This window comes from Nocardia sp. NPDC058499 (assembly GCF_042719915.1).
Taxonomy (GTDB): Bacteria; Actinomycetota; Actinomycetes; order Mycobacteriales; family Mycobacteriaceae; genus Nocardia.
Map to the genome: position 1 here is coordinate 328,513 of NZ_JBHXMZ010000002.1, position 25,563 is coordinate 354,075.

At 64.4% G+C, this 25,563-nt stretch carries 24 protein-coding genes; 17 read left to right on the forward strand and 7 right to left on the reverse strand.

Annotation, left to right across the window (positions count from 1 at the left end; genetic code table 11):
• Nucleotides 1-6 precede the first annotated feature (6 nt).
• The 4 genes from ACFWPH_RS06635 (at nt 7) to ACFWPH_RS06650 (ending at nt 4,022) form a co-directional block, all read left to right on the forward strand.
• The gene (locus tag ACFWPH_RS06635; RefSeq protein WP_378748574.1) at nt 7-960 is read left to right on the forward strand and encodes an alpha/beta hydrolase family protein; all 954 of its coding nucleotides are present in this window, start codon (nt 7-9) and stop codon (nt 958-960) included.
• Nucleotides 961-1,052: 92 nt separating this feature from the next.
• Nucleotides 1,053-2,993 carry an acyl-CoA dehydrogenase family protein gene (locus ACFWPH_RS06640; RefSeq protein ID WP_378748575.1) on the forward strand — a complete coding sequence of 647 codons (1,941 nt, stop codon included), beginning with the start codon at nt 1,053-1,055 and terminating at the stop codon, nt 2,991-2,993.
• Between the two features lie 222 nt (nt 2,994-3,215).
• Entirely contained in the window at nt 3,216-3,590 is a 375-nt protein-coding gene (locus ACFWPH_RS06645) for a DUF4345 domain-containing protein (protein WP_378748576.1), read from the forward strand.
• A gap of 99 nt (nt 3,591-3,689) precedes the next feature.
• Nucleotides 3,690-4,022 (forward strand): hypothetical protein, encoded by a 333-nt coding sequence (locus ACFWPH_RS06650; RefSeq protein ID WP_378748577.1) that lies wholly within the window; start codon nt 3,690-3,692, stop codon nt 4,020-4,022.
• A gap of 30 nt (nt 4,023-4,052) precedes the next feature.
• On the opposite strand, the gene ACFWPH_RS06655 is transcribed toward ACFWPH_RS06650, so the two are convergent.
• Nucleotides 4,053-4,871, reverse strand: a complete 819-nt coding sequence (locus ACFWPH_RS06655) for an IclR family transcriptional regulator (protein WP_378748578.1) — start codon at nt 4,869-4,871, stop codon at nt 4,053-4,055.
• Between the two features lie 153 nt (nt 4,872-5,024).
• Here ACFWPH_RS06655 and ACFWPH_RS06660 point away from each other — a divergent pair, with 153 nt between their 5' ends.
• The 7 genes from ACFWPH_RS06660 to ACFWPH_RS06690 all read left to right on the forward strand — a co-directional run bounded on the left by ACFWPH_RS06660 (nt 5,025) and on the right by ACFWPH_RS06690 (nt 11,693).
• Nucleotides 5,025-5,891 carry an oxaloacetate decarboxylase gene (locus tag ACFWPH_RS06660; RefSeq protein ID WP_378748580.1) on the forward strand — a complete coding sequence of 289 codons (867 nt, stop codon included), beginning with the start codon at nt 5,025-5,027 and terminating at the stop codon, nt 5,889-5,891.
• Nucleotides 5,892-5,908: 17 nt separating this feature from the next.
• Nucleotides 5,909-7,153: an aconitase family protein gene (locus ACFWPH_RS06665; RefSeq protein ID WP_378749410.1), complete on the forward strand. Its 1,245-nt coding sequence runs from the start codon at nt 5,909-5,911 to the stop codon at nt 7,151-7,153.
• Nucleotides 7,150-7,683, forward strand: coding sequence for a 3-isopropylmalate dehydratase (locus tag ACFWPH_RS06670; RefSeq protein WP_378748582.1), 534 nt, complete (start codon nt 7,150-7,152; stop codon nt 7,681-7,683). The genes ACFWPH_RS06665 and ACFWPH_RS06670 overlap by 4 nt, the downstream gene beginning before the upstream one ends.
• Entirely contained in the window at nt 7,680-9,023 is a 1,344-nt protein-coding gene (locus tag ACFWPH_RS06675) for an MFS transporter (protein WP_378748584.1), read from the forward strand. The genes ACFWPH_RS06670 and ACFWPH_RS06675 overlap by 4 nt, the downstream gene beginning before the upstream one ends.
• On the forward strand, nt 9,020-10,705 hold the full coding sequence (locus ACFWPH_RS06680) for a class I adenylate-forming enzyme family protein (protein ID WP_378748586.1): 1,686 nt from the start codon (nt 9,020-9,022) through the stop codon (nt 10,703-10,705). The genes ACFWPH_RS06675 and ACFWPH_RS06680 overlap by 4 nt, the downstream gene beginning before the upstream one ends.
• Nucleotides 10,706-10,803: 98 nt before the next feature.
• The gene (locus tag ACFWPH_RS06685; protein ID WP_084475679.1) at nt 10,804-11,121 is read left to right on the forward strand and encodes an antitoxin VbhA family protein; all 318 of its coding nucleotides are present in this window, start codon (nt 10,804-10,806) and stop codon (nt 11,119-11,121) included.
• Nucleotides 11,122-11,156: 35 nt separating this feature from the next.
• The gene (locus tag ACFWPH_RS06690; RefSeq protein ID WP_378748588.1) at nt 11,157-11,693 is read left to right on the forward strand and encodes a Fic/DOC family protein; all 537 of its coding nucleotides are present in this window, start codon (nt 11,157-11,159) and stop codon (nt 11,691-11,693) included.
• Nucleotides 11,694-11,788: 95 nt separating this feature from the next.
• Here the strand turns inward: ACFWPH_RS06690 and ACFWPH_RS06695 are convergent, their stop codons facing one another.
• Entirely contained in the window at nt 11,789-13,261 is a 1,473-nt protein-coding gene (locus tag ACFWPH_RS06695; RefSeq protein WP_378748590.1) for an ATP-binding protein, read from the reverse strand.
• Nucleotides 13,262-13,311: 50 nt separating this feature from the next.
• Here ACFWPH_RS06695 and ACFWPH_RS06700 point away from each other — a divergent pair, with 50 nt between their 5' ends.
• Nucleotides 13,312-14,763 carry a class I adenylate-forming enzyme family protein gene (locus tag ACFWPH_RS06700; protein ID WP_378748592.1) on the forward strand — a complete coding sequence of 484 codons (1,452 nt, stop codon included), beginning with the start codon at nt 13,312-13,314 and terminating at the stop codon, nt 14,761-14,763.
• A gap of 818 nt (nt 14,764-15,581) precedes the next feature.
• Nucleotides 15,582-17,021: a PIN-like domain-containing protein gene (locus tag ACFWPH_RS06705; protein ID WP_378748594.1), complete on the forward strand. Its 1,440-nt coding sequence runs from the start codon at nt 15,582-15,584 to the stop codon at nt 17,019-17,021.
• Nucleotides 17,022-17,216: 195 nt separating this feature from the next.
• On the opposite strand, the gene ACFWPH_RS06710 is transcribed toward ACFWPH_RS06705, so the two are convergent.
• The 3 genes from ACFWPH_RS06710 to ACFWPH_RS06720 form a co-directional block, all read right to left on the reverse strand.
• A complete protein-coding gene (locus tag ACFWPH_RS06710; protein ID WP_378748596.1) occupies nt 17,217-18,365 on the reverse strand; it encodes a hypothetical protein in 1,149 nt (382 codons plus the stop codon).
• Nucleotides 18,366-18,577: 212 nt separating this feature from the next.
• Nucleotides 18,578-19,111: a GNAT family N-acetyltransferase gene (locus ACFWPH_RS06715; RefSeq protein WP_378748598.1), complete on the reverse strand. Its 534-nt coding sequence runs from the start codon at nt 19,109-19,111 to the stop codon at nt 18,578-18,580.
• A 34-nt stretch (nt 19,112-19,145) separates the two neighbouring features.
• The gene (locus ACFWPH_RS06720) at nt 19,146-20,465 is read right to left on the reverse strand and encodes a helix-turn-helix domain-containing protein (RefSeq protein WP_378748600.1); all 1,320 of its coding nucleotides are present in this window, start codon (nt 20,463-20,465) and stop codon (nt 19,146-19,148) included.
• A 231-nt stretch (nt 20,466-20,696) separates the two neighbouring features.
• Here ACFWPH_RS06720 and ACFWPH_RS06725 point away from each other — a divergent pair, with 231 nt between their 5' ends.
• The 3 genes from ACFWPH_RS06725 to ACFWPH_RS06735 all read left to right on the forward strand — a co-directional run bounded on the left by ACFWPH_RS06725 (nt 20,697) and on the right by ACFWPH_RS06735 (nt 21,953).
• Entirely contained in the window at nt 20,697-20,828 is a 132-nt protein-coding gene (locus tag ACFWPH_RS06725) for a hypothetical protein (RefSeq protein ID WP_378748602.1), read from the forward strand.
• Nucleotides 20,825-21,127: a hypothetical protein gene (locus tag ACFWPH_RS06730; protein WP_378748603.1), complete on the forward strand. Its 303-nt coding sequence runs from the start codon at nt 20,825-20,827 to the stop codon at nt 21,125-21,127. The genes ACFWPH_RS06725 and ACFWPH_RS06730 overlap by 4 nt, the downstream gene beginning before the upstream one ends.
• 355 nt (nt 21,128-21,482) lie before the next feature.
• The gene (locus tag ACFWPH_RS06735; protein ID WP_378748605.1) at nt 21,483-21,953 is read left to right on the forward strand and encodes an NUDIX domain-containing protein; all 471 of its coding nucleotides are present in this window, start codon (nt 21,483-21,485) and stop codon (nt 21,951-21,953) included.
• Nucleotides 21,954-21,973: 20 nt separating this feature from the next.
• Here ACFWPH_RS06735 and ACFWPH_RS06740 read toward each other — a convergent pair whose 3' ends face one another.
• Both ACFWPH_RS06740 and ACFWPH_RS06745 read right to left on the reverse strand, forming a co-directional pair.
• Complete coding sequence (locus ACFWPH_RS06740) at nt 21,974-23,182, reverse strand: acyl-CoA dehydrogenase family protein (protein WP_378748607.1); 1,209 nt, start codon at nt 23,180-23,182, stop codon at nt 21,974-21,976.
• Nucleotides 23,179-23,931: a hypothetical protein gene (locus ACFWPH_RS06745; RefSeq protein ID WP_378748609.1), complete on the reverse strand. Its 753-nt coding sequence runs from the start codon at nt 23,929-23,931 to the stop codon at nt 23,179-23,181. The genes ACFWPH_RS06740 and ACFWPH_RS06745 overlap by 4 nt, the downstream gene beginning before the upstream one ends.
• 240 nt (nt 23,932-24,171) lie before the next feature.
• Here ACFWPH_RS06745 and ACFWPH_RS06750 point away from each other — a divergent pair, with 240 nt between their 5' ends.
• Nucleotides 24,172-25,551 (forward strand): helix-turn-helix domain-containing protein, encoded by a 1,380-nt coding sequence (locus ACFWPH_RS06750; RefSeq protein WP_378748611.1) that lies wholly within the window; start codon nt 24,172-24,174, stop codon nt 25,549-25,551.
• The last annotated feature ends 12 nt before the right edge of the window (nt 25,552-25,563 follow it).

Here is a 25,563-nt window from a genome sequence, read left to right on the forward strand (position 1 = left end):
CCCTGCATGACAAGCTCGAACTCCGGTATCCCCGGCCCCGTCGCCACCCCGATCGTCTCGGTCAAACCGATCGTGCTGCCCGCACCGGATCGCGGCGGGGACCTGCGGGTCCGCATGTCCGCACCGGTGACCGGGCAGGACCTGCCGATCATCCTGCTCTCCCACGGCTACAGCTCATCGATGGACGGCTACGGCCCCCTCGCCGACCATTGGGCCGCCCACGGTTTCGTCGTACTGCAACCCACCCATCTCGACTCGAGAACGTTCCCCTTCGTCGCCGACGATCCCCGCCGGCCCCACCACTGGCGGTTCCGTGTCGACGATCTGGTGCGCATCCTCGACAACCTGGACGTACTGGAAGCGGCCGTTCCCGGTCTCGGCGGGCGCCCGGACCGAACCCGTATCGCGGTAGCCGGCCACTCCTTCGGCGGCCAGACAGCAGGCATGCTGCTGGGCCTGCGCGTCCGCGACCCGAGCACCGGGCAAGTCGAAGACCGCGCCGATTCCCGCATCACCGCAGGCATACTGCTGGCCACGGCGGGCGAAGGCGGCGAAAGCCTGACGCCGTTCGCTCGCGAGCACGCGGCGTGGTTGTCGGATCAGGACTTCTCGCACATGGCGACTCCCACCCTCGTGGTCGCCGGCGACGCGGACGACTACCCACTGACCGTGCGCGGACCGGACTGGACAACCGACCCCTACACCCTGAGCCCCGGTGACAAAAGCCTGCTCACACTGTTCGGCGCGGAACACTTCCTCGGCGGTATCTCCGGTTACCGGGTCGCGGAAACCACCGACGAGAATCCGGAGCGCGTCGCCCTGGTCCAGGCGGTCACCACGGCTTATCTGCGGCATATATTCGGCATCGACAGCACCGGCTGGAAAATGGCCCACGAATCCCTCGCACCGAACCACCCACTGGGCCGGCTCGAATCCGCCCGGCCCGCCGACAGACCCTGAGCGCCGCCGGGTTATCGAGATTCAGACCTACCGGCCGGTAACAAACACTCTTACACTCGGATGTGACCGCCATCACCTCCGAGGAGGGCAGCATGAGCACTGCCGCGAAAGTCGACGCCACCGAAGAACAGGCCCGGCAGCTGGTCGAGGAATCCCGCGAGGCCACCTGGTCCAAACCATCCTTTGCCAAGGAGCTGTTCCTCGGCCGCTACCGGGTGGACCTGATCCACCCGTTTCCGCGCCCCAGCGCGGACGACGCCGCCGCTGGCGACGCATATCTGGCCCGGCTCCGAGCCTACTGCGAGACCCTCGACGGCAGCGTGATCGAGGAACAGGGCCGTATTCCGGAGCAATACGTGCAGGGCCTCGCCGAGCTCGGTTGCTTCGGCCTGAAGATCCCGCGCGAATACGGTGGGCAGGGCCTTTCCCAGTTCGGCTACAACAAGGCCCTGATGCTCGCCGGTTCGGTTCACCCCAGCCTGGGCGCGCTACTGTCCGCACACCAGTCGATCGGCGTCCCCGAACCGCTGAAGCTCGCGGGCACACCGGAGCAGAAACAACGCTTCCTACCGAGGTGCGCGAAGGGCGCGATCAGCGCTTTCCTACTCACCGAACCCGATGTCGGCTCCGATCCAGCCCGGATGGCCAGCACCGCGGCCCCCACGGCCGACGGTTCCGCCTACGAGTTGAACGGCGTCAAGCTGTGGACCACCAACGGTGTGGTCGCGGAACTGCTGGTGGTGATGGCCCGGGTACCGAAAAGCGACGGACACCGCGGCGGAATCTCCGCCTTCGTAGTCGAAGCCGACAGCGCGGGAATCACCGTGGAACGGCGCAATTCGTTCATGGGGTTGCGAGGTCTCGAGAACGGCGTCACCCGCATGCACAACGTCCGGGTGCCCCGCGAGAACTTGATCGGCCGTGAAGGCGACGGGTTGAAGATCGCCCTGACCACACTCAATGCCGGCCGGCTCGCCATTCCGGCATTGTGCACCGCGGCAGCCAAATGGTCACTGAAGATCGCCCGCGAATGGAGTACCGCCCGGGTGCAGTGGGGGCGCCCGGTCGGCGAGCATGCCGCGGTATCGGCCAAAGTGTCCTACATCGCCGCCACTACCTACGCCCTGGAAGCCGTACTCGACCTCTCGGCCACCATGTGCGACGAGAACCGCAACGATATCCGCATCGAGGCAGCGCTCGCCAAGCTCTGGTCCTCGGAGATGAGCTGCCGGATCGCCGATGAACTCCTGCAGATCCGGGGCGGCCGCGGATACGAGACAGCGGCATCGCTGCGAGCGCGGGGCGAACGCGCGGTCGGCGCCGAGCAGCTGGTGCGCGATCTGCGGATCAACCGGATCTTCGAAGGATCCAGCGAAATCATGCGGTTGCTCATCGCGCGCGAAATGGCCGACGCGCATATGGCCGCCGCCGGAGCACTCGTCGACCGGCATGCAGAGTTCAAGGAGAAAGCGAAGTCCGCGGTGGGCGCCGGCGGTTTCTACGCCAAATGGTTCCCGCAACTGGCCGTCGGCCGCGGCACGACGCCGGGCGCGTTCACCGATTTCGGACCGCTGGCGCAACATATGCGTTTCGTCGAGCGCATGGCCCGCAAACAGGCCCGCGCCCTGGTGTATGGCATGGCGCGCTGGCAGGCGAAGCTCGAATACCGGCAGATGTTCCTGGGTCGCCTCGTCGATATCGGCGCGGAACTGTTCGCCATGTCGGCGGTCTGCGTCCGAGCGCAGGCCGACCGTGGCACACCGGAAGGGGAAGCCGCCGGGGAACTGGCCGATCTCTTCTGCCGACAGGCGCGAATCCGGGTGCGGGAGCTGTTCGATGCGCTCTGGGACAACACCGACGACGAGGATGTCCGCGCGGCGCGCAATGTGTTCGACGGGCGCTACCGGTGGCTGGAGGAGGGAGTACTCGATCAGAGCGAAGACACCGGCCCATGGATCGCCGACTGGCAGCCGGGTCCGTCCACCGAAGAGAACCTGCTTCGACCCTGGTTGCGGGTGGGCGCTTTTCAGTGATTGCCGCGGGGCCCTGCCGGGACCGGGCAGTGGTCGGAATGTCCCCGATTCGGGACGGCTCCGAACCTTCCCCGGTCCCGATCCCGACGAGGACGACCTCTACTTCCGGCGCAAGAATCGGCTGGAATGACCCTGTCGAGTCCGCGAGTTCCCGGTGACATCTCCGGGCCAGGCGACTGTCACAGTGGAACAATGCCCGACTTCTGATGCCAGAATGGCAGCATGTCGAAGCTCGGAGTTATGGGACGTGTTGCCGGCTGGTCGTGTGTCGCGATCGGGGCGGTTCAGCTGGTGGCCGGGACGCGGGCGGAACCCGGGATGAACACCGACGCGACGGTCGATTCCCACGTACGTTTCATGGGTTCGGCCTTCGTTGCCTACGGTCTGGGCTGGGTCGAGGCCGCGGCCTCCCCGACCCCGAACCTGCAGCGGCTGCGGGTGCTTTCCGGCCTGATGGCCCTGGGCGGAGCAAGCCGGCTCGTCACCCGGGCCACTGTGGGCCGGCCACACCGCTTCCACGATCTCCTCCTCGGCGTGGAACTTGCGGCACCGGTCGTGGTGGAGGTTCTCGGCAGGCTGGACCGTCCGGCCCGCTGAAATCGAGGGAGTCGCGCCGGCCGACCCCGCGGCTGTTACTCAACGTGGTCGAGTATTACTACCGATCCGCCCCGGCAGCCCGCCCGCCAGCCTGGAAGCATGCCCGAATCTTCCGCACCCCGGACCCACCGCCGCACAAGCCTCGGCGCCGCCCTCGCATTCGCCCTGGTCTGGCTCGTGGCGATGCTCGCCTTTTTCCTTTCGCTGCTCTTTCCGCTGGGTGTACCCGGTTGCAGCCCGGAATGGCCGTCCTGCGATATGCCACCCGTATGGTTCGCCTATTCGGCGACCTGGGGTGCCATCGCGATCGGCATAGTGCTGAGCTTCGTCGATATCGTGCGTCACACCCGGATACGCATGGCGGTGCAGCTCAGCTGTTCCGGACTCATAGCCCTCGGCGCACTGTTCGGTTTACTGCTCATGAACTCGTGACCAGGGCGAGTCTGTACGTAATCAGGTTCGTCAGCTCCGCGGCAGCGCCTGCACGATTCTGGTGATCCGCGCCCCGGCCGCACAGACCCGCTCGATCTTCTCGGCGAGAACTTCCCCCTCGAACTCCTCGGCCCGGCCGCCCACACTGATCGACGCCACCACCGACCCGTCGCGCCCCAGGATCGGCGCCGCCACCGCGGCAACCCCGGACAGATAGTCCGAGTTGCTCAGCGAATAGCCGGCCTTCTCGATCTCGTCGAGGTGTTCGACGAGACGGTCCACATCGGTGATGGTCCGATCGGTGATCGCGGCCAGGCCGGTGGTCAACCATTTGTCCCGCAGAGCTTGCGAATGCGCGAGCATGACCGTCGGCCCGGCCGCGGCATGGTAGGGCATCACGGATCCGATATTGATCCCCGCGACGACCAGCGAGTTACGCCCTTCCAGCAGGTCGATGCACACCGCGCCCTGTTCGGCGGGGACCATCAGGTAGGCCGTGTTACCGAACGCGGCCGCCAGTTCGGACATGAACGGCTTTGCCGCCGAGCGGATATCGAGTTTCGACAGCGCCGCGGACCCGATCTCGAACACCGGCATCGCGACCCGGTAGGCGCCTTCTTCGGTGCGATCCACCCATCCGGCCTGGGTCAGCGTGGCCATCAGCCGGAACACCGTGGTCTTGTTCATCCCGCTGGCCGCGGTGAGGTCGTTCAGCATCCACACCGGCCGATCGGCACTGAAATGCCCCAGCAGCGTGCACGCCTTGAGAACGGCGCCCACGACATCGCGATTCCCGGACGCTTCCGGCTCGGCGGGGATGCTCGCCTTCGGCGAGGTGGGCACAGCCACGGCTACTCACTCACTTCCACGGTTCGCGCGATCGATGCCGCCACCTTACGAACAGATCGGCCGATCGGGGTTGACTTTGTGACCCCCACCACCTTACCGTCCTGATATCGAAAAACGAAACGCATTCCGCATAGCGAAACGGAGGGTCGACCGGTGCGCAGCCCGACCTTGAAAGACCTCACGTCGAACGGACTCGTCTACGCCCCCGGCGTATGGGACGGTCTCACCGCGCGCCTCGCCGAGCAGGCCGGTTTCAGTGCCCTGTGCGCCTCGGGGTTCGCGGTCTCCGCGACTCTCGGCCTCCCCGATGCCGAGCTCTACACCCAGACCGAAAACCTCCAGGCAGTTCGCACCATCCGCGAATCGTCGAAACTGCCCCTGGTCGCCGATATAGACACCGGCTATGGCAATGCCGTCAATGCCGCCCGCACCGCCACCAAGTTCGTGGACGCGGGCGTCGGCGGGATGTTCATGGAGGACCAGGTCTCCCCCAAGTCCTGCCCCATCTGCGTCGGCGACCCCGTCGACCTGATCACCACCGCCGAGGCCACCGGCAAGATCCGCGCCGTCCGCGATTCCATCCCCGACGACGTCCTGCTCATCGCCCGCACCGACGCCCGCGGCGACGACGCCCTCCGCCGCGCCCAGGCCTACGTCGAGGCCGGCGCCGACATGATCATGCCGGTCACCAAAACCTTCGAAACCGTCGAACAGTGGCAGCGCTGCCACGAAGAGGTCGGCGTACCGTTGATGGCTACGCTCACGGCCTCGACCTGGACCGAACGCGATTTCACCCCCGAGATTCTGGATCAGATCGGCGTTCGGCTGGCCTTGCTGCCGACCCAGGTCCTGATGGCCGTGGCCGGAGCCGCCCGCGAGACTCTGAAACGCCTGGCTGCGGGCGAGGCCCCCGCGCAGGTGAGCGCCGACCACCTCCAGCACCACGAGTTCGTGGAGCTCATCGGCTTCCCCGAGGTCGAAGCCATGCAGAACAAGTACCTACCCGCGAAGGAGCAGTGATCATCGTGGGTTACACGATGACGGAGAAGATCCTGGGCCGCGCCTCGGATCAGGACACGGTCCGCGCCGGCGAGAACCACCCGGTGCATCCGGCGCGCATGATCGCCTACGACTTCCCCGGCTACACCGACGTGATGTTCCGCCAGATGCGCGAGGACTTCGGCATCACCGAACTCGAAGACCCGAGCCGCTACATCGTCTTCATCGACCACATGCTCACCAAGGGCAACGAGAAGGAACTCGAGGTCCACCAGGTCACCCGCGACTGGTGCGAGTTCTACGGCATCGAACTGCACGAGGGCCGCGGTATCGGCCACCAGCTCACCGCCGAACTCGGCCTCGCTATCCCCGGCGAATTCCTCGTCCATTTCGACGGCCATATCAGCGGTATCGGCGCGTTCGGCGCCCTGGGCTGGGGTATCCGCCGCGATCTCATCGAAGCCTGGGTCACCGGCCGCGTCTTCGTCGATATCCCTGCCACCACCCGCTTCGACCTGGTCGGCGAGTTCCCGCCCGGCGTCGACAGCCGCGACCTCGTGCACACCATCATCGATATGGTCGGCGCCGACGGCTGCGCCCATCAGGTGATGGAATTCGGCGGCCCCGGCGCCCGCGCCATGGCCATCGACCACCGCCAGGGCCTGTGCGGAATGGCCATGTTCACCGGCGCTGTCTCGGCGATCTTCGAACCCGACGAGATGTCGCTGGCCTACGCGAACAAAGTCGCACGCCGCAGCTTCGACCCGGCATATCCCGACGCCGACGCCACCTACGCGGCCCGTTACGAGATCGACCTCTCGACCCTCACCCCGCGCGTGGTGCTGCCCGGCTCGGCGCGAGCCGTGAACACCAAGACCGCCCAGGAACTTGCAGGCACGCCCATCACGAAAGCCTTCATCGGCTCCTGCGCCAGCGGCCGTATCGAAGACCTGCGCGCCGCCGCCCTGGTTCTCGACGGTCGCAAGGTCGCCCCCGGCGTCGAACTCAATGTTGTCCCCACCTCCCAGAAGGTGTACGAGCAGGCCGAGCGAGAAGGCATCCTCGACGTCCTCCGTGCCGCAGGTGCGCATATCAATATATCGAGCTGTGATTTCTGCTTCGGCTACCAGAAACCCCTGCAACCCGGCGAGAACTGCATCTCCACCGGCGTCCTGAACATCTCCGGCCGCATGGGCAGCCCCGACGCCAACATCTACATGGGCTCCCCCTATACCGTCGCCGCCAGCGCCCTCACCGGCACGATCCAGGAGTCGGTCCAGTGAGCGCCTATCCCCCACCGCCCGACCTCATCGAAGGCAAGGTCGCCTGGATCTTCGGCGACGATTTCGATATCGACCTCGTCGTCGGCGTCTCCAACATCAAGTCCTACGACCCCGACCACCTGCGCTCGGTGTGTATGCAGGCCTACGACCCCACCTTCACCGACCGCGTCCGCCCCGGCGATATCATCGTCGGCGGCCGCAACTTCGGCTACGGTCATCCGCACTATCCGCCCATGGTCGCCCTGCGCAACGCGGGTATCGCGGCCATCGTCGCGGAATCCTTCTCGCCCGGTTTCTGGCGCGGCGAGACCTTCAACGGCATGCCGTTGATCACGATCCCCGGCGTATCGACCGCAGTACAGGTCGACGACGCCGTGGTCCTGGACTGGCGCGCCGCCGCCCTGCGCCTGCCCGAGGGAAAACAACTGGTCGGCAACCCACCGAGCCCGCGGACCATCAAGGTCATCGAAGCCGGTGGTTCGTATGAACTCCTGCTCGCCGAGCACGCACGCCAAGGACAACCGCAATGACCAACGTCGATCATCGCGTCGAGAACACTCCGCCCTCCGCACCGTTGCCGGCAACAGCAGCGAAGAAGTCGACCGCCGTGGCCCGCCGCGCCGCCATCGCCGGCGGCGTAGGCACCCTCATCGAGTACTACGACTTCGCCGTCTACGGCTTCCTCGCCGTCACCATCGCACCCCTGTTCTTCCCCTCCGACAATTCCGCGGTCTCGATCCTGTCGACCCTCGCCGTCTTCGGTGTCGCCTACGTGGCCCGCCCCCTCGGCGGCATCTTCTTCGGCCGCCTCGGCGACCGCCGCGGCCGCCGCCACGCCCTCGTCATCACCGTCGTCAGCATGGGCGTGGCCTGCGGCATCCTCGGCCTGCTGCCCACCAGTTCCGCCGTCGGCATCCTCGCCCCCATCCTGCTGGTCCTCGTCCGCCTCGCCCAGGGCTTCTCCGCCGGCGGCGAAGTAGGCGGCGCCGCAACCTATATCGCCGAATCCGCCCCACCCAAACGCCGCGGCTTCTTCGGCTCCTTCACCCCCGTCGGCTCCACCCTCGGCTTCGCTGTCGCCGCTGCTGTCGTCGGCGTAGTCGCTCTCGCCACCACCGACGAGCAGATGGAATCGTGGGGCTGGCGTATCCCGTTCCTGCTCGCCCTCCCCCTCGCCTACGTCTGCCTCCGCGTCCGGATGAAGCTCGAGGACACCCCCGAATTCGAGGAGATGGCCGAGAAACAGCAGGTCACCAAGAGCCCGCTGCTCGACACCGTCACCAAGAACCCGTGGTCCGTCGCCCGCGTCGTCGGCGTAGCCATCGCCATGAACGGCTCCGGCTATATCGGCCTCACCTACTTCAGCGTCTACCTGATCAACGACCTCGGCTTCTCCAAAGACGCCGTCTACTGGACCTCCGCCATAGCCATCGCCCTGGCCTGCGCCACCTTCCCGCTCAGCGGTATGGCCACCGACAGGTGGGGCCGCAAACCGGTCCTCATCGCCGGCTACCTCGCCTACGTCGTGATCGCCCTCCCCGCCTTCATGATCATGGGCGCCACCGAGAGCATCCTCGTCATCGGCATCGTCTACTTCCTCTACATGGTGCTGAACGGCGTAGTCCAGGTCCCCGCCTTCCCGCTGTTCACCGAACTCTTCCCCCGCACCGTCCGCTACACCGGCGTCTCCCTCGGCTTCAACATCGGCACCATCGCCGCCGGCGGCACCGCCCCCTACGTCGCCGCCCAGCTCGTCGAATCGACCGGCAACGCGATGTCACCCGCCTACTGGGTGATGGGCGTCTGCGCCATCGGCCTCCTCACCGTCGCCACCATCCGCGAAACCAGCCGCAAGGAACTCCCTGCATGACCACCGGTAACACCGGGAATGCCCCGTCCGCCGCATTCGATGAGGGTGCGGCGAGCGGGGCGTCCCGCCCGCAAGAAGAGCTCGGCACTCTCGTGGCGGCCTGGCACGACCGGGTCCGGCACGAACCCGACGCCACCGCCCTCGTCTACTTCGACACCACCCTCACCGTCCGCGAGGCCGACGACCTCGCCACCGCCCTCGCGGCCGCCTTCGCCGACCGCGGCGTGAGCCACGGTGAACGGGTGGGTATCCACCTCCAGAATATCCCGCAATACGCGCTCGTCCTGCTCGCCCTGTGGAAACTCGGCGCCACCGCCCTGCTGCTCAACCCCATGTACCGCGGCCGCGAACTCCGGGAGTTGATCAGCGATGCCGAACCGGTCGGGATCATCACCACCGACCGCGAGGTACCGCAGGTCCGCGAGGATGTCGCCGACAGCACGGTCCGCTGGGTACTCGGCACCGCCGAATCAGAACTCCAGTGCCGCAACGACCGCCGCATCTTCAACGGCGAACCCGCCCCCGCCACACCCGCCGAACCCGATCTACTCGGCTTGGCACACCGATACCTCGGCAAACACCCCCCGCAAACCCAGGTACACGGCGAAGACCTGGCCTTCCTCGCCTACACCTCCGGCACCACCGGCCCACCCAAGGGCGCAATGAACTCGCACACCAACGTCCGCGCGGTAACCACCAGCTTCGCCGAACTGGCCGGCATCACCACCGGCGACGTCGTCTACGCCCTCGCCCCGCTCTTCCACATCACGGGCGCGGTAGTCATCGGCTCCCTCGCTCTCACCGAACGCACCGCCCTGGTCTTCACGGGCCGCTTCCACACCGAGGTCGCGGTCGATGCGATCCGCGAGCACGGGGTCACGTACACGATCGGTTCCATCACCGCTTTCAACGCGATGATGAACTCGGAATACGCTTCGGCGGAACACTTGAGGTCGATCAAGACGCTGTACAGCGGGGGTGCGCCGGTTCCGCCGAGCACGGTCGAGCGATTCCGGGAACGGTTCGGCCACTACATCCACAACGCCTACGGCATGACCGAAACCTCCTCGGCAGTCACCGCGGTCCCGCCCGGAACGAGCGCACCGGTCGATCCGGACAGCGGCACTCTCTCCATCGGACTACCGCTCCCGGGAGTGAGGGTCGAGGTGGTCGACCCCGAAGGTCACCCTCTCCCACCCGGCAGCCAAGGCGAACTTGTTGTCACCGGCCCACAGGTCATCGGCGGATACTGGCGCAAACCAGAAGAATCCGAAGCCGCCCTACCTGAAGGCCGCCTCCGAACCGGTGACAGCGCGATCGTCGACCAACAGGGCTGGGTGTACCTGGTCGACCGGATCAAAGACCAGATCAACGTGTCCGGGTACAAGGTATGGCCGCGCGAGGTCGAGGATGTTCTCTACGAACATCCGGCCGTACTCGAAGCTGCTGTCGTGGGCGTTGCTGACGAATACCGAGGCGAGTCGGTAGCCGCCTACGTCTCTCTGAAAGACGGCCACACCGCCGACGCCGACGCGCTGATCGCGTTCGCCCGGGAACGCCTCGCGCCCTACAAGCGGCCCAGGTCCGTGGGAATACTCGCCGACCTACCCAAAACACAAACCGGCAAGATCCGCCGACGAGCGCTGCGCGAGAACCTGCGAGACATCCGGACAACACAATGAGTTCCAGCTGATCGGCGACAACGGCGCGGCCTGAGGGACTTGAACAGCAGAAGGCCTCTACCATCCAGAATGTGTACACGTTCGGGTACACTTTAAGCATGTTGATCGAGACGTGGTCAGTTAGGGAAGCCCGCGAGCGGCTACCGCGAATGCTCGATCGATTCCGCCACGGCGACCGAACACCGGTCGGAGTCGGTTCACGACGCAAGACCGAAGCCGTGATGATCCCTGTCGAAGTCTTCGAGGAGTTGACCGCCGAGCGTACTCGCGCGACCGCGGAGGCCAGGGCGTCGGTACGCGCCGAAGGTCTGACCCCCAGTCCTGAAGCCGACGACATCACGGCCCGATGGTCGCGGGGCGAGATCAGCACCGAGCAGATGCGTCAAATGGTTCGCGAACTGCACGGCGCGACGTGACAATAGACCCCTATCTCGATCCCGAATCAGGTGTATTGAGAAACCGGCTCGGCATCACCGACGAAGAAAAGCTACGCCGCGCCGAGGCCGACCTCACCTACGCGGCGCTGGCCGACCTGCGAATCCGCATACTGCCGGGCGGCTACGATCTACGACACCTGTGCGCATTCCACCTCGAGATCTTCGGCGATATCTACCCCTGGGCGGGAGAAGTCCGAACCATCGGCATCGCACGCACAGAACCCTTCTGCCTGCCATCCCATATCGACTCCTATGCCGCGCAGGTGTTCGGACAGCTTGCGGCCGAGAATTTCCTCCGCGGAGCAACCCGGCAAGTATTCGTCGACCGCCTCACCCATTTCCTCGCCGAAGTCAACGCGATCCACCCGTTCCGCGAAGGCAACGGCCGCGCTCAGCGTGCATTCTTCGGCCAACTCGCCCGCCAGGCAGGCCACCCGATCGATTGGTCCCTACTCGATCCGGTGGAGAACGCCACAGCGTCGAGACTCTCGCTGGTCGGCGACAACAGGCCTCTGCGCGGCCTACTCGACCGACTGGTCCAGCCGGAGTAGCCCGATACGCACGTCATTCGTTGCTGTCTCGGCGTTCGTCAGCCGGCGACGGAGCTACTTCACTGTTCTGGCCCGATTGCTGTAGTCGTCAGGTGTCAGTCGCCCCGATACAGCCGCTCGAGGTCGATCAATTCCACGTCGTCGCGGGAATCCGCCACGGCGCGCAGTTCGGGGGTGAAGTCGTACCCGGTGAAGAGCAGCAGTTTGGTCTGCCGCGACGCGCGGGGATCGCGCTGAACCAGCAGATCCCGGATCCGGTCGAGCCGGTTGACCTGTTTCTCCCCGACGACCGCATGGTTCTTCGCCTCACCGATCGCAAGGATCCGTTCCGCACCACCGGCGTCCCGCCCGAACACTACGACGTCCAGCTGATGGCCGGTCTTACCCGCGGGGTCGAGCAGAACTCCGGAAAGCACATGCGTGCGCCTGCCTCCCACGGTGCCCGGGGCTGCGTACCACCGGCACCACGCACGCGACAACTGCTCGAAATGCGGACCGAGTACTCGACTTGTGAAGGTGGGCCCCGAGCGTTCCCATACCTCAGTGGCGTGCCCCGGGCGTTCGAGGTCGCTCCATTCCGAGCGCATGATCGCGTAATAGAACGTCAGCAGCGGCTCGGTGATCCGGTAAGTGGACCGGCGGGCGTGGAAGGCGTCCTGTTCGCGAGCGACCATGCCGACGCCTTCCAGGACGGTAAGCGGGTGCCCGAGATCGGTGGTCTTGCGGCCGAGGAAGCTCGCAATGCCGCCCCGGGTGTTGTTGCCCCCGGCAATCGCCGCGAGAACGCCGTGATAGAGCGCGCTTTCCCGTAGCTCGGACTCTTCCGCCAGCAGGAACCGCGCTTCCCGGAACAGCGGCCTCGACGAGTTGAGCACATTACGGACCACCCACGGTCCGAAATCCTCGCGGTCGGCGGGTGTGTCACCGAGCGTATATTCGCGCCGGTACGCTGGCGTACCCCCCACCACGGCGTTCACCAGGAACGCCAGCGACAGGTCGTCGATTTCCCAGAATTCTCGCGCCAGCCGGTAGTCGAGGGTCGGCACGACAAGCTCCAGGCTTGCGCGTCCCCGCAACGGGGCGCTACCGACGAGCAGTTTGCTCATGAACGACTGGGCCGAACCGCACAGCAACAGGCGGATGGCACCGGCGTGGCGCCGACCGGCCGGATCGAATGCGCGTTGGATCAACGACGGCAGCTCGGGTGACGCCTTGGCCAGGTAGGGAAACTCGTCGAGGACCACTGTCAGGGGCCGGTCACCAGCGCCCAGGGTCATGATTGTCTCGATTGCCTCCGGCCACCCAGCGAACCGGCGCGGCACCGGCTCGCCGAGATACCGCGCCAGAGCGCCACCGAGCTGGTGCAGCGACTCGGGTTCGGTCGCCTCGGTGGCCGCGAAGTAGAACCCGCCGGTAGCCTCGCATACCGCGTCGAGGAGGAAGGTCTTTCCTTGCCGGCGACGACCCGAAACGACACCCAGCGCCGGCTGCAGCCCAGGGTAGGTGGCAAATCGGGTCAGCTCCGACCACTCGTGCTCGCGATCGAACATGGTCTCGGGCTTCAGCATGAGATCTATTATAACTCGATCTATTATAGGTGGAGTTATAATAGATCGGATTGTCGCGGATCAGCTCGCGTCGCTGCAGCAGTATCTGTTCACCAGGTTCGATACCCAGTGCCCGCGCCCACTCAGCCTGGAAACTCGGCGCAATCACCCTCATCCTCAACCCGATGTATCGCGGCCGCGAACTCCGCAAACTGGTCACCGACGCCGAACCGGTCGGGATCATCACCACCGACCGCGATGTGCGGCAGGTCCGGGAGGACGTCGAGGGCACCACAGTCGGCTGGGTACTCGGCACCGCGGAGTCGGACCTCCAGTCCCGCAACGACCCCCGCGTCTTCAAACCCGAAACCACCCCTGCCGGCGAGAAGTCCGCAGACCTACTCACTTTGGCCCACGAGTACACCGGCCGGAAACCCCCGACGATCCAGGTACACGGCGACGACCTCGCTTTCCTCGCCTACACCTCCGGCACCGCCGGCCCGCCCAAGGGCGCCATGAACTCGCACACCAACGTCCGCGCGGTAACCACCAGCTTCGCCGAACTCGCCGGCATCACCCCCGGCGACGTCGTCTACGCCCTGGCCCCGCTGTTCCACATCACCGGAGCGGTCGTCATCGGCGCCCTCGCCCTCACCGAACGCACCTCCCTGGTCTTCACCGGCCGCTTCACCACCGACGTAGCGGTCGACGCCCTCCGCGAACACGGCGTCACCTACACCATCGGCTCCATCACCGCCTTCAACGCGATGATGAACTCGGAATACGCCACGGCCGAACACTTCTCCAGCATCAAAGCGCTGTACAGCGGGGGTGCGCCGGTACCACCGAGCACGGTCGCCCGGTTCCAGGAACGCTTCGGCCACTACATCCACAACGCCTACGGCATGACCGAAACCTCCTCGGCAGTCACCGCCGTCCCGCCTGGAACGAGCGCCCCGGTCGACCCGGACAGCGGCACCCTGTCCATCGGACTACCGCTCCCGGGAGTGAACGTCGAGGTGGTCGACCCCGAAGGCAACGCCCTCCCGCCCGGCAGCCAAGGCGAACTCGTCGTCACCGGCCCCCAGGTCATCCGCGGATACTGGCGCAAACCAGAAGAATCCGAAGCCGCACTGCCCGAAGGCCGCCTTCGAACCGGCGACAGCGCGATCGTGGACGAACGGGGCTGGGTCTACCTGGTCGACCGGATCAAAGACCAGATCAACGTGTCGGGGTACAAGGTATGGCCGCGCGAGGTCGAGGACGTCCTCTACGAGCATCCGGCAGTGCTCGAAGCAGCAGTTATTGGCGTGCCCGACGAGTATCGCGGTGAGTCGGTTACCGCCTACGTTTCGATCAAGGACGGATACAGCGTGCAGGCCGCCGCGCTGATCTCGTTCGCCCAGGAACGCCTCGCCCCCTATAAGAGGCCCAGAACCATACGAATCGTCGCAGATTTGCCTAAAACACAGACGGGCAAGATCCGCCGACGCGCGCTCCGCGACCAACATTCCACAACCTGAACAGCCTCCCAAAAGGAGGTGGCCACCGATCGAAAGTAGGCCCGCAACCGTTCGCGAAACTCCATACGCACCGAGTAGTGTAGGCCCCGCTGATACGCGGATCTCAGGAGTCGATGTGGTCGAGCACCCTCATGCCCGCATGCACGCCGGAGCCTCTGGCACGTCCTCGCAAGGACCAGGCCCGACGCCCCCTTATGAGTTCGCGCGACCCGGGTCACTACCACCGACCCCACATCCGTACGCCGAGACCCACTTCAATACATTCGTCACGCAGACAGTGATTTTCACCCCTCCCATGCGCACGCGCCGGCGTTCAGGAGTCGGATGGGTGTATCTCGGCACTTTCCTGACTGTTCTATATTTCACGATCTTGCCCCTCATGCTGCTGATGTACAGCAGCCGACCCGCCGAAACCATGACTACCAGCGATAAGGTAGTAGCTCTCGTCATCGCTGTGGTACTCGCGCTACCTGCAGTTGGCGCCTTCGCGATGTCCTACCGTTCGGCTCGGCGGCAGTAACCCCGGCACCAGTCTCGGGCATTCATGGCGCCGCCTCGCCAGCCGCTGAAAGCAGCGAAAGGTGCCCACATGTTGACTTCTGCAGCGCGACGACCTCGCACTCGAACCATAGCGAATGCCCTCAACCTGCTGCAGCATGTCCACGGCACCCCGCTTCACACTCGGGACCTAATGGAGAAGTTTGGTAACGAGCCGTACTATCTGAAGAAATTCCGGACTGCTTGGCGCCAGAGGATCTGCGTTATGGCACAGTTGACGAACTGGTCGCGAGACCGTGAGTAGCACGAGGTGGACAACGGTGAAATTCCTCTTCCGTGAATGGTACGGGCCAGAGGAGTCCGAGATCGAGGACTACATCCGTACAGCTACGATCGCGTTGGATGCCAACGTATTGCTAGCGCCATATCGGGTCGGATCGACGCAGCGCACAGAATTAATGGATGCGCTTCGGGCTGTGTCGGAACGGATTTGGGTGCCATATCAGGCGGCGCTTGAATATCAACGAAATCGGCTTAGCGTTGCCGAAGAGCAGCAATTGTTCTATGACTCAATCGAGAAAATTGGCGCAGAGAAATTCGATACTGCGATTCAAAAATCATTAGATGAACTTTCCGCAATGCGCAGCCGGTCACTCGAGGTCCTACGTGACGCGGAGATTAAGTCGGTGATCGCTTCGGGATTCGATGAATCCATTGAACAGATTAGAGAGCTGGCAAAAAGGCGAAAGGAGGCAATGAAAGAGGCCTTCAGCGCACTACGTCGCGATCATGCCGTAGATTTCAACTCGGTTCGCTCTGCCGACCCCATAAGAGCTGAATTTGATTCGATCTTTGTAGACGGCCGTGTAGGATTCCCGCCAGACCCTGAAACACTAAATGACCGAATAGAACAGGCTGAAAAACGCATCGCGGCTGACATACCTCCGGGCTTCAAGGATAAAAAGAAGAATGATGCAACCGGGGACTGTCTTATCTGGTTTGAGTTGCTCGAATATGCTAAACAAACAAAGCGGCCGATTCTCTACGTAACAAACGACGTGAAGGATTCCTTCGAGCGGGTCTATGGACAAAGGGTAGGCCCTCGAGTCGAATTGCGCGCCGAAATGCTGAAAACAGGTGGACAACCCTACCATCAGACGACGGTCGATGGATTTTTACATCTTGCGAAAAAGTATCTGCGCGTATCCATCTCCGACGACACAATAGATCAATACAAGTCTCGGCGCGTGGGTGGAGGATTCGCTGAAACGGACAGCGGAGCGCTGCTTGGCAGCGGAACGGGAGATACCGAAAAGCGACTGGAGGAAACGGCCATCTCCGACGGCTATGACACTGGCCAGTTCCGTGTAGCAGATTTATTGGAGCAAGAACTCGCCGAGTTGCAAGCCGAGCGACGCAAAGCACGGGCAATACGGGACCGGGCAACCGTGTCTCAAAAGTTGGGCGAAAGTCGAAAACTGGGCATTGAAGCCGTTAAAGAGGGCAAGTACGGCAAGGCCGTTGATATTTTAGCGGCAACCCTGTCCGAGGAACTCGCGCAATTCGATCGAGTAGATTCCGGTCCCATGAAGACACAGCGAGCCCTGGTTGACGCTCATATGTCATTCGGTCACCATGGGGAGGCCGAAGCCCTGGCTGAAGATATCTTAAGAGAGCACGTCAATCGCTATGGCCCCGACGACAAGCGGACAATGAAGGTCGTTTCATGGATTGCAGAAATTCGATCGAATGTCACCTGAAACACTGCACCCGGCAATTTTTCACGGCAGGTATGCCATAAATCAATAATTCCACATCGCGCGGACCCCAGGACGCACCAATTATTCATCCGCCGAATGTTTCGCCAGGGCGAGCGTGGCCCCGCCCACGCTACACATTACAAGTAAAGACGATATTCTTCGAAATTTTATATTGGGCTTGTGCGCTTCACCAATTTACACATCACCAAGCCGAGCGAACCTGGATTCCGAAGCATAAAGGAAATAGAACTGCGCCTTCTTGGTATCTTCCAGCTCTTTCCACTGCGCCAGCATAGCCCGAACAGCGGCCAATGGAATTCCGAGGGATGTAGCGGCACCGGTTAGCATCGCCGCAGCCGTTGCAGGCAGTCCACTCGCCGGCCCCGCAGCAACGAACATGCCAGTGAGTCCAGTCATCCCAACGAGTGCAGCCGGATCGTTGATCGCCCGTTGGAATAGGTCACGGTAGCTGCTGTTCTCAGATATCAGTTCTTCAATTTCGTCCAAAGCAGGGGCTACCTTGGAAGACCATGCATCTTCTATAGCATAAGCGAATTCTGGGTCCTCAGGCGCAAGGTCGATGTCCTTCGAAATATCCTGGACTCCCTGGCGAAAGCTCCCCAAAGGCTTGCGAAGTTCAGTTCTAATATCGAGAATCTCGTCGATGGTCGCATGCTTGAAGTGCTGAAGCGAGTCGAAGAATCCGTTTGCTAAGGCCGCGTCGCGGCCTCGGCGGCGAGCAGTTGGCACAGGAGCGAGTATGCCCGCTTGGACTGCCTTTCTGACGAGATCTCCCGTCACCTGATCGAATAGCGGGTAGCTCTCACCACTGGTAAGAGTTCTCGTAACCCGGCCGATGTATTCAAACGGGGTTATCTCAGACTGGCTACGCCGCTGTGCGCCAAATGTATCTATATCGACACTTTCCATGGGTTCAACAACAAGGAAACCGGCATCGATCGCCAGTTCCAACTCATCGTATTTGAAGTCAGCAAGCGATTTCTGCGCATTGGAAGCAAGGAGGTCCTTCACTGGACGGAACCAGTCGAATATCTGCTGAATTTCTTTCCGCTGCGCACGTCGATCGGCTCGCGAAGTAGCATCTATTTCAGCAACTTTTTCCCGAAGCATATCTGTATATTCAGGCGCATAGGTGGGTGCAGCCTTGGCTGCGAGCCGCATATACTCGATGTCGCGGGTTTGGCGATATCCCGCCATTGTCTGAAGAAGTGAAACCTTTGGGCTGATCAGAGTGACGGTGTCCGCATAAAGCAGCGCTGACCGACAGAGCCGTAGCTCGCCATCAACCCGTGGCGATTCCAACGGGGCTACAGCGACCGTCATATTCATCCGCGTGACAGCCCGATTGTTCGGTCCGCCGCCGCGAGGTTTCCCTTTGCGCAATCTAAATCCTTCGATAGGGAAGTACTTCGGTTCTCCGCCGAACGTCGGATCATCAGCACCGAGATTGCCGTAGATCAGATTGCCGAGCGCTTCGGCGTTCGCCGTCTGAATTTTATAGATAACCCTTCTGGCTTCAAGCTGTTTCAGCGCGATTAACTGATCAAATCCAGGCCGTCAGGAACTAGCGGTAGAGGCCGAATCAGTACGTCGAATGTGGGCGCTCCCTTCCAACTCGGCTGCTGCGCGCCGACCTTGTACCAACCCCATCGCCGATACCTCTCGTACGCGCGCTCATTTCGCGGATCTACCAGCAGTGTCGCCCGCTGCTCGCGCCGAGTACCCAGCAGTTCGTCATGCAGCATCCGCGCGTATCCCCGGCCCGTGTGCTCGCGTACCACCATGATCTCCGAGAGCCCGAATGTCCGGGTTCCGTCCTCCCGGGTGAAATCTGGATCGACTTCGTCGAGCTGCAATCCGTCCCAGCCGGCGGTGTTCTCGCCGAGCGGCCACCCCCACGCCTGCCCTATCGGTTCCCCATTCGAGTACAGCACGACCAGGTCGAAGCCCGGTACGCGCAGGTAGGCGTCGAATCGATCCATCGACGCCTCCAGCGACTCGAAGGGATCACCGGTCGCGATGGCCTCCGCGTAGGAGCGCGCATAGACGTCCTGGACCGCGTCGCTCATATCGCGCGCACCGATTTGACCGAAACGACGGAATTCAATCAACCGAAAACCCTTTCGTGGTGGCGAGTGCGTCGAACCGAGCGCAGAACTCCTCGCCTTCGGAAGAAGTGTCGGCCAGCTGTCGCACCGGTTCCAGCGCTTTGAGTGCCCGTGGTGACGCAAGCCATCCTCCCAGCGCATCGAGCACCGGTGTTCCCGCTTCGACCGCTGACCTCATGTCACCGGTCCGGGCGAGCGCCGCCGACCACCAGGCCGACGCGTGCACGGTATTACCAGCGCTTGCCGGCTCGCCAGCAACGACCTCGTGCAGGACGAGTGCTCGGCTGTGGTTTCCGATGTCAGTGCAGGCCCGCGCCTCATGGAATCGGATTTCAGAATGGTCGACGAACCGCAGCCATGGAGCGCACTCTCCCACCGGCTCATGCTCGGCAGCATTGTCCATTTCACGCCATGCCGCCGACATGGCTCGCTCCGCACTTCGTCGATCACCGGCTGTGCCGTACGCCGCGGCTTCGCGGGCGGCGATCAGCGCGTGTATCCGTCCAGCGGGCCGCCTCCGCACCAGATCCGCAGCCCGGTGTGTCAACGCGAGTGCGTAGGAGGGCGAGGCATGACCGGCGCGTGCCAGGCTTATGGATTGCAGAGCAGCATTCATGCAGGCGTGGACAGCCAGATCGTCGTTCTCGGCCATAGACGCCAGCGAGAGCCCATCGGCGTAGCACCTCCGCGCCAGCTGAACTCGATCAGCGTCGTATGCGAGCCAGCCGGTTTCCACAGCCAGCGACCCTACGGCGGACATCCACGCTCGACCAGTCGCGGCGTCGAACACGCCGCCGTGCAGCAAGCTCTGGCTACGTTCCAACGTGTCAACGGCGGAGGACAGTAGGCCCGCTCCACCGACAGCCTGATCGGCGGCTTCCAGTTCCGCCGTGAATGCGTTCAGACGTTCGACGTCGGCCATACCGATCCGGGAGTGGCTGGCCGTCGGCAATGTCGCGGCGGTAAGCGCTGCGGCTTTACCGAATTCGCGGCGGTTCACATCTGCCTCATCGTCAATGCTTCCAGGCGGTGGGTGTCCTTGCGCTGATGGCCGCGCGGACGACACGGCGAGCGTAAAACGGCGCATCGCCTCCGGGCTCAGCTTCTCGAGCCAACTATCGAGGTCGGCGGCACGTTGCCCGCGCACCGGCCGCGATTCGGTGGCACGTTCCCATTTTCGCACGGTCGCAACAGACCACCCGATCTGTTCGGCGAACTGCTCCTGCGTCATCCGCAACGCCGCGTCACGCAGCGCCCGCACCTCGACCCTTGTCCAAACCTCCACGATCACGCGAAACCCCCTGTCGCTGCGCACTTAGCGGAAGCGTAGCGGTTCTCTATGACTGCTGTCCCTGGGACCGCGAACACCGGTCGATGAGGCTTGAACCAGCCCCGGCGCCGGGTCGAACCACCAGGCCGGCCGGCACCTTACGAGGCCGCCGACCACGGAATTCCTCGGCGCCGGGTGCACGCCATGACACCCCACCCAGGAGGCACTGTGCGCGAACGACCACCTCTGCCCAAGCGACCGGCGCGAAACCGGGCAATGGAAGCGACCGTCCGGCTGTTGCGCGACCAATACTGCACCGATACAGCAACATTGGAACGAGTGGCGGCCGGGCTCCGCGCCAGTCGCGATATCCGGGAACCCGCCACCGACGCCGATATCGCGCCATGAGCCACTCGATCGCGTTCGGCTGGATCAACCACGACATCAGCCGAGCACCCGAGACCGACCGCGACCACGTACACCGCCTCGCCGACCGACTCGGCTACCACCTCGTATGGCCCGGCGAACACTCGGTGCTACGCGTGGCCGACCAGGCACGCAACGCCGGCGCCGACCTGGTGATCCTGCCGGCACCCGACCACCTCGGCCCGCACGAACTCGACGCCGTACTGGACGTCTGCGATGTGGAAACCGTGCTACCGCGTCTCAGCTTCCCACGCTGGTCCTCCACGCAGGACGCACCATGAGCGCCCTGGTAGTGGTCGGTTTCGCCATCGCGATCGGACTACCGCTGCTGGTGATCGCGGCGACGATTTGGTGGCCCTGACGGTCGATCCCCCGCGCCACTTCCGGATCAGAGGTCAGTCTCGGCACGCTCGGCACACGCTTCGCATGCCTTGGCGCGGACTGCCGGGAGCCTGGTCAGTATCTCGACGAGTCCGCGGGTGAGCGAGCCATCGGTAGCCGCGGCGAAAATATCGATCGACTCGGTGGCGCGGGCAATGTTCACCACGGCGGAAACCGCAGAGATGCAGGCCCGCGGATAGGGTGACGCGGGTGAGCACACCATCGAGTTCGGAGTCGGCTACTGGGGTGTTGCCGGTGGAGCAGTACGTGGCCGGGCTGGCGCGCAAGCGGATGGCTGCGGGGGTGTTGTGTCGCGACGAGCGGGACCGCGTGCTTTTGGTGGAGCCGACCTACAAACCCAACTGGGAAATACCGGGCGGCGCCGTCGAAGAAGACGAGGCGCCGTGGGAGACGGTTCGCCGCGAACTGTGCGAGGAGATCGGCTGGGACCGAACTGTGGGCCGGTTGCTGCTGGTGGACTACGTGCGCCCGCAGGACAGCCGCCCCGAGGGCGTGGTGTTCCTCTTCGACGGTGGTGTGCTGTCCGAGAGTGACGTAGCGGAGATGGTTCTGCATCCGGGCGAGATCCGCTCTGCGGGGTTCTACACGCTCGATGAAGCAGCCGGGAAGGTGAAGCCGCTGCTGGCAGATCGTTTGGCGGCGGCATTCGACGCGGTGCGCGAAGGGGCGACGGTGCTCTGCGAACAAGGGCGGCGCATCGGTTGACCACCGCCCTTGGTTCGCGATCAGGCCGAGACCGGCAACAACCCTGGTGCCGGTTGCAGCCTCGATGCTGTCAGGGCGGTGTGTTGCTTGCCCGCCGCCCGGTAGAGGCTGTCGTGGATGCCGTCGGCGTAGAGCAGCGCACCCAAGTCGCGGCGGATCTTGACCAGCCGTCCGTCCGCTCGGAATCCTGATGCGCCGACCAGTGGCATCAGATCAGCGGTCGCCCGATCGGCGAGGTCGATGCCGTGGGCTTTCATCACCGCCGACCACCGCTCGGCATGCGGGTGCCCGGATTCGGCCAGTTGAGCGGCTGCCGCGGCACCGAGCAGGCCTGTGATCAACTGGGCGTGCGCCCGGCCGACCGTCACCAGCGCGGTGTCCCGCAGTCGCGCGACACCGCCGGTGGTCTGCCGGTCGGTCAAGGCAGCTGTGACCGCGTCGAACATTGCGGCAGCCCCACCGAGTGCGGTCGCGGTGACCAGCGGCCGATAGCGGGCGAAGTGGTTACGCAATAAAGTCATCCCCTCCCCGTGGAGCACATCGTCAGGGTGGATCGGGACCTCGTCGAGATCGAGAATTCCCCACGCCCAACCGGCGAGGCCTGCGGGCGGGATCGGCTGTCGGTGCAGACCTGGTTCTGCGGCGTCGACCGCAGCGGCAACCAGATGATCGTTCGGGGCGCGGAAGAACACCACGAACACTGCGGCCTCGGCCAGCCGGCTTATCCAGGTCTTGCGACCCGTCACATGCCAACTGCCGTCCATTGCGGTGACCGCCGCGGTTGTACAGGCCGCCGGATTCGATCCGCCGTGCGCTTCGGTGAGTGCGATCCCTGCCAGCTCGCCGTCCAGCAAGCGAGGAACCCAACGCTGACGCGCCGCTGGGCTCGCGTGGTGCGCGATGAGCACACCGTGGCCGAGTCCCGTGGAATCGCGCAGGTCGATATCGCGGTAGCCGCACACGAACTGGGCCAGCACCGCGAACAGTGCGGGTTGCTGTGTGGTGTCGAGAAGGCCGTGCCGCGCGAGTTCGATCCGGATGGCCCGTAGCTGGTCGCTTCGTTGCTGTCCGGGTGATCCGGATGCAATCGGATATATCTCGATGAGCTCGTCCAAGGAATCCGCGAGCTCGGCCAGCCGGGGCCAATCGAGGCGGTTATCGGAATCGAGCAGGGGACGCAGCGGCTCCAGCCATGTGCCGATCGCCTTGGCCGAATTGTTCGGGTTCATGGTGCCTCTCCTCGCACGCGGGCAGGCACGCCGTAGGCCAGGGCACCCGGCGGGATATCGCGGGTGACCAGTGAACCGGCACCAATCAGCGCATGTGCGCCGATGCTGACACCGGCCAGGATCACCGATCCGGTACCGACCTTCGCTCCGGTTTCGAATCGCGGTGCGGTCAGTGTCGGTTCGCGGTCTGGATCGCGCCAGGTGAGTGTCTTGTCGTTGATCGTGCGGACCCCGGCACCGAGGAACGCCCGGTCGGCCAGATACGTCGAACTGGTGATGTGCGATCCCGGCGAGCACCGTACTCCTCGCCCGATCCAGGTCTCGCGTTCGACGCACAGGTGGTGGCCGAGCAAGGTGTCCGCGCCGACACGGACCCCGGTGCGTAACAAGGTCTGGTGCCCGACCACTGTGTCGGTATCGACCTGGACATCGGCGTAGACGACCGCGCCGGATCGGATCACGACACCAGGTCCGAGAATCGTCGTGGCGCCGGCGCCCGGGTAGGTCCGGCCGACGGCATAGCCGTGCTCGGGCTTGCCGATCTCCGCGTGCGTCTCGACACGCGCGCATTCGGCGATTGTCGCGCCGCCGTGCACTACCGCGAACGCGGAAATCACCGCGCCCCGGCGCACCACGATCGGGCGGGCCGAACCCAGCTCATCGGTCGGGATGAACAGGGCGAACCTACTGATTTGCACGCTTTCTTCCGCGCGCAGCAAGTCGGCCCGGTCGAGTTCGGTAGCGGTCATTTCCCGCATGCCGCGTTGGAGGGGAGGCTGCGGCGATCTCGTGCTGAGGATGCTCATGGTGTTGCTCCACCGCGGCGGGGTCGGGTGAGCTGCCGCGGCACATACCAGGAGACGCCGATCGTGACATCAACGGCCAGAGGCTTTGCAGCGCCCGAAAACCTGTTGCGTCAACTGCAAAAACGCTGCCGCAGTGCCAGTTTTGCCGGATATGCTCGATACCCGGTCTGAGCAAGGAACTCGATGATGGACCAGGACTGCGCAATCTGGGACACCCACGCTGTGCGCGGTGCTCTGGCTTCTGGTGACTACGGCGCTGTGGTTCGCGCTGTCCGCCGCGCCAACAACCTCACCCTCGCCGACCTCGCCCGGCGCAGCAACTATTCGATCTCGACGCTGTCCCGGTTGGAGCGCGGCAAGCAGCCGCTCAGCGATGTACGTGTGCTGCGCGCCCTCGCTCTCGCCTTGCACGTTCCGCCGGAACTGCTCGGATTGGCCGACCCACCGTCACGCACAGTGCGGTCGTCCGCTCACGCCGCTATCGTCGGCGTCACCCCAGCGCCGGACGAGGAGACCGAACCCATGCGTCGTCGCACGCTGCTGGCCGGCCTGGCCGGCACCGTCACCGCTCTCGGCATCACCCCGCCACCGTCGGGGGCGGTAACGGCATCCGACCCGCTACGCGTGCTGGAACGTGCGCTGCTTGCCCCGCCCGCTCCCGGTATCCCGGTCGGTCTCGGGCAGCTCGGCCACCGGATCACCGCCGCGCAGTCGATGTTCGGCCGCGGGCACTACACCGAGCTCGCCGCCGGCCTACCCCGGCTGCTGTCGGACGCGACGGCAACCCGCGCCGCGGGCACCAGCACAGACGACGTCGCCGAAGCCGGAGCGCTCCTCGCCCGTGCCTACGTGCTGGCGTCCAGGCTGAGTGTCAAGCTCAGCCACGATCAACTCGCCTGGACCACCGCCGACCGCGCGATGCAGGCCGCGGACGGTAGCTACGACCCGCTGACCCGAGTCTCGGCCCATCGGTCATGGGCGATCGTGCTGCGCCGCACCGGATACACCGACACCGCAACACGGCTGATACTTGACACCGCGACCTCGTTACAGCCGGAACTTCACAGAGGTGCGGAATACCTTGCGGCGTATGGGTCACTGCTGTCCACCGGGGCATACACCGCCGCGGTCGACGGCGATCGCGAGTCCGCCCGGACGCTGATCACCGAGGCATCGCACACCGCTGCCCGGCTCGGCCACGAGCGTCCACGTTCCTTCGCCGGATTCGGACCCGGCACTGTCGGGCTGTATCAGGTCAGTATCGCCAGAGTCCTCGGCGACTCCGGCGCAGCGATCGACGCGGCACGGCGGATCGATCCCGCAGCAATTCCGCTGGCCGAAAGCCGCGCCCGCTACTGGTCCGACGTAGCCCGCGCGTTCCACCAGTGGGGCAAGCCCGAACAGTGCTACCGGGCGCTGTGTGCTGCCGAGCAAGCTGCTCCCGACGAAGTCCGCTACCGCGAACCCATCCAGAAAATCACCGCAGACCTGCTGAAACGCCCACAGGCTGCGGCACTGCCGGGCCTACTGGCCTTCGCGAAACGCACCGGCACGCACACGTAGTTGCCCGGCTGA